The 6,192-nt window shown below is 67.2% G+C and carries 6 protein-coding genes, 5 tRNA genes and 1 pseudogene; 1 reads left to right on the top strand and 11 read right to left on the bottom strand.

The features are described from left to right. Window positions 1-93: 93 nt before the first annotated feature. The 3 genes from ABZ345_RS44945 to ABZ345_RS44935 are packed head-to-tail and all read right to left on the bottom strand — an operon-like array spanning window position 94 to window position 3,286. Entirely contained in the window at window positions 94-924 is an 831-nt protein-coding gene (locus ABZ345_RS44945) for a UbiA family prenyltransferase (protein ID WP_359861472.1), read from the bottom strand. Further along, on the bottom strand, window positions 912-2,012 hold the full coding sequence (locus ABZ345_RS44940) for a cytochrome P450 (protein ID WP_359861470.1): 1,101 nt from the start codon (window positions 2,010-2,012) through the stop codon (window positions 912-914). Before ABZ345_RS44940 ends, ABZ345_RS44945 begins: the two co-directional genes overlap by 13 nt. Then, the gene (locus tag ABZ345_RS44935; protein ID WP_359861468.1) at window positions 2,009-3,286 is read right to left on the bottom strand and encodes a prenyltransferase/squalene oxidase repeat-containing protein; all 1,278 of its coding nucleotides are present in this window, start codon (window positions 3,284-3,286) and stop codon (window positions 2,009-2,011) included. The genes ABZ345_RS44940 and ABZ345_RS44935 overlap by 4 nt, the downstream gene beginning before the upstream one ends. A 136-nt stretch (window positions 3,287-3,422) precedes the next feature. On the opposite strand from ABZ345_RS44935, the gene ABZ345_RS44930 reads away from it, so the two are divergent. Further along, on the top strand, window positions 3,423-3,833 hold the full coding sequence (locus ABZ345_RS44930; RefSeq protein WP_359861466.1) for a CBS domain-containing protein: 411 nt from the start codon (window positions 3,423-3,425) through the stop codon (window positions 3,831-3,833). Here the strand turns inward: ABZ345_RS44930 and ABZ345_RS44925 are convergent. The 8 genes and pseudogenes from ABZ345_RS44925 to ABZ345_RS44890 form a co-directional block, all read right to left on the bottom strand. Further along, a pseudogene (locus ABZ345_RS44925) lies at window positions 3,824-4,266 on the bottom strand (NUDIX hydrolase). The gene ABZ345_RS44930 and the pseudogene ABZ345_RS44925 overlap by 10 nt on opposite strands. 15 nt (window positions 4,267-4,281) lie before the next feature. Further along, window positions 4,282-4,686, bottom strand: a complete 405-nt coding sequence (locus tag ABZ345_RS44920) for a hypothetical protein (protein WP_359861464.1) — start codon at window positions 4,684-4,686, stop codon at window positions 4,282-4,284. A 71-nt stretch (window positions 4,687-4,757) separates the two neighbouring features. Continuing rightward, a tRNA-Val gene (locus tag ABZ345_RS44915) sits at window positions 4,758-4,832 on the bottom strand. A 1-nt stretch (window position 4,833) separates the two neighbouring features. After that, window positions 4,834-4,910: transfer RNA gene (locus ABZ345_RS44910), tRNA-Ile, on the bottom strand. A 91-nt stretch (window positions 4,911-5,001) separates the two neighbouring features. Continuing rightward, window positions 5,002-5,074, bottom strand: a tRNA-Leu gene (locus ABZ345_RS44905). A 1-nt stretch (window position 5,075) separates the two neighbouring features. Further along, window positions 5,076-5,149 (bottom strand) — tRNA-Leu (locus ABZ345_RS44900). An 8-nt stretch (window positions 5,150-5,157) separates the two neighbouring features. Next, a tRNA-Gly gene (locus tag ABZ345_RS44895) sits at window positions 5,158-5,230 on the bottom strand. 363 nt (window positions 5,231-5,593) lie between these two features. After that, a complete protein-coding gene (locus tag ABZ345_RS44890; protein ID WP_359861462.1) occupies window positions 5,594-6,163 on the bottom strand; it encodes an SPFH domain-containing protein in 570 nt (189 codons plus the stop codon). Between the last annotated feature and the right edge of the window lie 29 nt (window positions 6,164-6,192).

Here is a 6,192-nt window from a genome sequence, read left to right as displayed (position 1 = left end):
CGGACACGATCCAGGGGAGCTGCTCGCCCTTCCTCACACCAAGGTCAACACGCGGTTGATCAACAGTATTCCAAGATCATTCTGTTAGGAGTTCTAAGCGAGCAGAGGGATAGCCGCCAGCACGATCGTGGAGACGACCGCCATCGACATGCCGTACCGCAGCTGCTGCCTGGCTGTCGGCAGATCTCTGGCGAGCAGGAAGGCCGAGCACGCCGCCACGCCCACCCCGGCCCACATCGGCCCGAACCGGAACCACAGCCCACCGCCGACCAGCAGCAACCCGCCCACCGTGAGCTGTGTGGTCGCATTGACCGCATGTCTTGTGCCGTAGACGACAGCGGGCGTGTTGGACCCGACACGGGCGTCACCGGCGCGGTCCGGCACGGCCCACCACAGCGCCCGGCCGGTGGCGAGTGCGGCGACACCGGAGAAGACGAGCCACACCGCCGGGTCCGCCTGTCCCCCGGCCGCCGCATAGGCGGTCACGCTCGGCAACAACCCGGCGGCGACCGCGAGTACCACCGGGCCCGAATATCCACGCCGTTTCAACCTGATCGGCTCGAGGTTGTACGCCAGGTACAGCAGCAGGATCAGCCCGACGCCGACCGCCACCCGCCACGACACGGCGATCGCCAGCGCCTCGGCGAAGATCATCTCGAAGATCGCCAGCGCGAGGACCTTCTGCGCGCCGATCTCCTGCACCGCCTGGGCCAGATGGCGTTTCTCGGCGGTGTGGATGTCGTTGCGGACGTCGGCGTAGGCGTTGAGCGGGTTGCCGGAGATGATCGCGACGAAGTTGGCGAGCACCGCGATCACCACGGCGAGGTCGAATCTCGTCGCGTAGCAGGCACCCCAGGCGGCGCAGCACGCGTAGTGCACGCCGAAGGGGTGTTCCAGGCGGTGGAGGTGGGTCAGCGCCGGCAAGTGGCCACCATCGCGAGGCTCGGCGGAGGCGCCATCGCGGCGCCCCGCAGCTGGGGCGTGCAGGATCTCTGGGTGTTGAGGTGGATCCGCCGGTGCCGCAGCAACGCCGTGACGATCGTGCGGATCTCCGTGAGAGCCAGGTCCTTGCCCAGGCAGTGGCGGACTCCCCCGCCGAACGGGAAGAACGCGCCCGGCGGCGGTGGGCTCCTGGTCGGGTCGAAGGTGTGCGGGTGGTCGTAGGTCGCGGCGCGGCGGTGGGCCAGGTAGATGCTCGGGGTGATCACCATGCCGTCGGCGCTCATCCGGTTCCCGGCGAGCGTGGCCGGCGGGGAGAGCCTCAGCGACTCCCTGATCGTGGCTTCGAGCAGGTCCGCGTCGCCGAGCAGGTCCTGTGCCAGGCCTGGCGTGCGGTCGATCCAGTAGACCGTCCAGGCGGTGGCGCTCGCGGTGGTCTCGTGGCCCGCGAACAGGAGTGAGACGACCTGGTCGCGCAGGTCTTCCGGTGGCAGAAATGCCGCCAGCGCCGGTGGTTCGGCGGTTTCGGCGCGGTGCAGGAGCATCCGGTCGAGTTCGGGGTCGAACCTCGTGGTGCCCGGGGTGAGGTAGCGGTGGGCGAGGGTGCGGACGCGGCTGCCGAGGCGGCGGTCGAGCCAGCGGGTGAACGCGGCGAGCAGCTCCTCGTCGTCCACGCCGAAGAGGATGCGGCCGGTGATCCTCAGGGTGAGCCTGCGGGTCCATTCGGCGAGACCTACGGGCCCGCTCGGCAGTTCGGCGATCGAGCGTTCGACCATCTCGTCGATGAGGGCCTGATACCTGGTGCCGCGCAACATGGGCGCGAGGGTGCGGCGGTACTTCGCGTGCTCCTCGCCGTCGAGCCAGAGCACGGACCGGTTGCCCAGCAACGGGCTGAGCGTGCGGCTCGGCGGGTGGCGCAGGTCGCGGTCGTGGCGGAACAGCGCCGCCATGACGTCCGGGTGCCAGACGAGCCAGCGCCGGTCGCGGAGCTTGACCATGCCGTCCTCGAAACCCTCCACCGAGTCCAGGAACCCGATCAGGTGCAGCGCGAACCTCAGCTCGGTGCGGTTCATCGGCACACCGCGCACGCGAGGTGGAGCGCCGCCATGCCTTCAGCCCGGACGATTCTCGTTGGGGTGTAAAGGTCTTTGTCGTGCCACAGCGGCGGGTGCGACCGGTCTCCCCAGTCGTGCATGAACTTCGCGCCGCGAGTCATCGCCTTGGTGTTGTCTCGTAGTGAGTGCGACAGAATCCTGATGGCATAAGCGGTTTCCTCGTAGGTGCCTTCCCATCTGCCCCACGAGCCGTCGCTTCTCTGCGTCGCCAGTACCCAGTCGACCGCTTTTTCGTTGCCTTGCAGGGCGTTCGTCACACACGCGGTCGCGTAGTAGGGCGAGGCGTGCCACTTGTCGCGCCAGAAACCTTCCGGCTGCTGCATGTCGCGCAGCCACTCCTCCAGTTGGCGATCCTGTCCGAGTGCCTGCAGCGCGTGGGCGTTCGTGCTGGTGGAGGGGGTGCGCTCGTTCGGGAAGCAGGCGAAGTGGCGGGCTTCCCGATAGCGCTGGAGGGCCTCGGTGGGGCGAGGGCTGTCGCACAACGCGAGCGCGTGGAGTGCGGTGGCGGTGTCGTCGGCGTCGGCGGGGAGTCCTGGTCCGCCTGCCGCGCCTTCGTGCGTGAACGCCGCTCTGATCTGCTCGGTCATCGGGTCGGGTACGTCGAGGCCCGCGGACTTCAGGGCGACGATGATCCAGGAACGTTCGAACAGCGGTACCGGAACGCCGGCGGGAACAGGGCCGTTGTGTCTTCTTTGGACGGTCTCGAGGTAGTCTAGGCTCTGGCTTCTTTCGGGACCCTGCAGCTGGACCGCGGTGGCGGCGGGGCTGGCGGCGACGATGCCGTCGACCGCGGTCACCTCGGGGCGTGGACCGAAGATCTCCAGGGTGTGCCAGAGCTTTTCGGGCAACGGCCGGTGTCTCAGCGCGTGCAGCGGACGCGGGTCGAGCGGTGTGCGCAGGCCGAGTCTCTCGGCGAGCGCGGGCACGATGAGCTCGACGGCGACGGTGTCAGGCAGCGTCAGCTTGCGGCTCAGCAGCTTGCGCAGCGCCTCGAGCCCTCTTCGCGCCGCCGGGTGGTGCTGCAGAGCGTCGACGGCACTGAGCGTCGGGACCAGCGCGTACTCACCGGGCCCGCCCCACGTGCCGTCGGGGTGCTGGGTCGTCTCCAGGTAGCGGACCCTGGCGGCGTGACCCTCGAGCCACGGTGCCAGCGCGACGAGTCTGCCGGTCTCGTACACCGACGGTGTGACACCGCTCCAGGGATCGTCGGTCAGTTCCGCTAACAGGTTCATCGCGGCCCCCGGAGATAGCAACTGCGTAACCGTAGGAACACAGAGAGTAGCACTTTGGACCATTGGGCCCGCAAGCGTCCAGGTCGTTCAGAGGACCACCCTGCAGAGTGGTTTAGCCGGGCGGATGCTGTGAGGCATGACCACAGCGCGCGAAATCATGCACCCCGGAGTGCAGTGCGTGGACGAGGACGCGAGCCTCGTCGAAGCCGCTCGCATGATGCGGGACCTCGACGTCGGATCCCTGCCGATCTGCGGCAAGGACGACCGGCTGCACGGAATCATCACCGACCGCGACATCGTGATCAGGGCCGTCGCCGCGGGCAAGGACCTCGAGCAGACCCGCGTCGGCGAGTTCGGCTGCCACGTCCACTGGGTCGAGGCCTCGGACTCCCTGTCGCACGTGCTGGAGACGATGGGAGAGCACCAGATCCGGCGGCTGCCGGTGATCGAGAACCACCGGCTGGTGGGGATGGTGTCCGAGGCCGATCTCGCCCGGCATCTGCCGGAGGACCAGCTGGCGTCGTTCGTGGAACGGGTCTACGCCTGACAGCCGTGTTCCAGGTAGCGGGTCTCGCCTGACTCCCGGGCTTGCAGCGCTTGGTGGACGCGGCGCGCGAGCCTGGGGATCAGGCGGTTCTGCGCTTCCTCCGGCGTGACGAACTCGCAGGACTTGAGTTCTGAGGCTTGGAGGCGGATCTCGGCCGGGTCGGTGATCGTGCCGCCTTCGAAGACGAACAGGATGCGATCGTCACGCCGGTGCGGCGCCCAGTCGACGACCAGGAGCCTGCCGGGTTCTCTTCGCAGGCCCAGCTCTTCCTCGACCTCGCGACGGCAGGCTTCGCCCGGGTCTCGCCTTGTTCGACCATGCCACCGGGGATGTCCCAGTTCGGCTTGTAGGTGGGCTCGACGAGCAGGACGCGGCCCTGGTCGTCGAAGAACAGGGCGCCGGCCGCGGAGATCGCTCTGCTGCAGTGATCCACGCTCCCTTTGTACGCTCAGCTCCACGGAGCGAAGTACTTGTGACCACCGCAGTTCGCCTGCGGGGTGGTCGTGACGCAGACCCGTACCTCGATGTTCTGCGGCTTCCTGATGGGCAGCGCCCCCGAGCTGAACGAACCCGTGTCATCGCAGTGGCGCGACGGCGACGACTTCCACGGCTCGTCCATGAGGCTGTACTCGAGCTTGATGCCGAGCCGCGACCCGCCGCAGTTCGAGCGCAGGTCGCCGGTCACCTTGTAGGTGTCGTCCGACATGCGCCAGACGGCGCCCTTGAACGTGACGTTCTGCTCGCCCCACCGGTGTTGGGTGGAGAACTCGATGAACCGCTCGACCTCCGGCCCGGCTTGGGCGGGCACGGCGCAGAGCATCAGGGCGATCGTCGTCAGAAGTGCTGTCCGCATGTAGACGGACGTTAGAACCAAACGGAGAACCTGCTCGCCCGCGCGCACGCCCTTCACTCGAAGGCGGTGCTTGGTCGTCCGACCAGGGTTCGAACCTGGGACCCTCTGTTTGTAAGACAGATGCTCTTCCGCTGAGCTACCGGACGGTGGTCGTCCCGCCAGGACTTGAACCTGGGACCTACCGCGTATCAGACGGACGCTCTCTCCAGCTGAGCTACGGGACGAAGTGGAAGACGAGGGTGTCGAACCCTCCAGGGCGATCTTGCAAGGATCACCTGCGCGCCGGCGCGTCCCCCTCTGTATTCAGTTGTCGAGTGCCCTCACCAGGATTCGAACCTGGACTGGACGCGTTCTGAGCGCGTTGCCTCTCCCGTTGGGCTACAAGGGCGTGCGGATCCGGGGAGTCGAACCCCGACTGTCATGGCCCTCGACCATGTGCCTCTACCAGTTGGGCTAGATCCGCATCGTGCGAGCGGCCGGAGGGCATCGAACCCTCTGCTTCGGTTTGGAAGACCGACGTGTCCGCCGAGTTCACCACAGCCGCGTATTCACTTTTTTGCGCACCGACGGAAGGAGTCGAACCCTCGGGAAACGGGTTTGGAATCCGTTCCGCTTCCAAAGCTCGTCGGCATTCTCGGGCAGGGCAAAAAGAAAACCGCCCAGGTTTCCCGTGGGCGGCTCCGAGGTCATGACCTGGGGATCAGGTCATGGCGTGGAGCCCCACGCCAGCGCCAGCAGCACGCCGGCGACGAGGGCGAGAATTCGCCACCCCGCAAGCTCCGCCTTGGCAAGCATGTCTTCCTCCGGTTGATCTCTGTCGGTCGTGATGGGAACAAGTTAAGCGACATCCGCTCGGACCCGCAACGCATTTAATTGTGTTCCAGATAGTGGATTGTTGCGACGCCGGTCACTTGCGGGGCAACGGCGGACCGCTCGCCTCGACGATCGCGGCGCGCATGAAAGCAAGCCCGAAGTTCGGGACGGCGGGCCTCACCGCCTCTTCGATGCCCCGGGTCACCTCGCCGCGCTCGTTCAGCACCTGCGCGAACGTGTAGCCCGCCACCACCGCGGCGATCAGGCCGGGCATCGCCTCGGCCTGCCAGTCCTCCAGTTCCTTGCCCACGAGCGCGGTGCCGTACCGCACCGGGTCAGTGACCTCCATGACGAGGCGCACGGTCACGACGACCGAGGTGTTCTCCAGGGCGCGGACCTCGACCGGTCTCTGCGTGAGGACGACCGGTTCGTCGACGCGGAGCTTCAGCACACGGGTGTCGCCGTGGGGCAGTCGCCAGTACCGGCCCGGCACGTCGTAGACGCGGTCGACCCGCCTCGAGCCCAGGCGGTAGGTCACCACGACCTCGCCTCGCCTGATGTGCGACGAGAAGATGCTCAGCACGATCACCGACAGCAGGAAGACCCAGAAGGCGCCGAACAGCCCGACGAACGCGAAGAGCAACAGCATCCCGATGATGTCCACGTAGACCTGTCGCGGCCCGGGTCAAGCGC

Origin of the sequence: Lentzea sp. NPDC005914, assembly GCF_040629405.1 — a bacterium.
Classification (GTDB): Bacteria; Actinomycetota; Actinomycetes; order Mycobacteriales; family Pseudonocardiaceae; genus Lentzea.
Note: the sequence above shows the minus strand (reverse complement) of the source record. Positions and strands in the feature narration are given on the sequence as shown.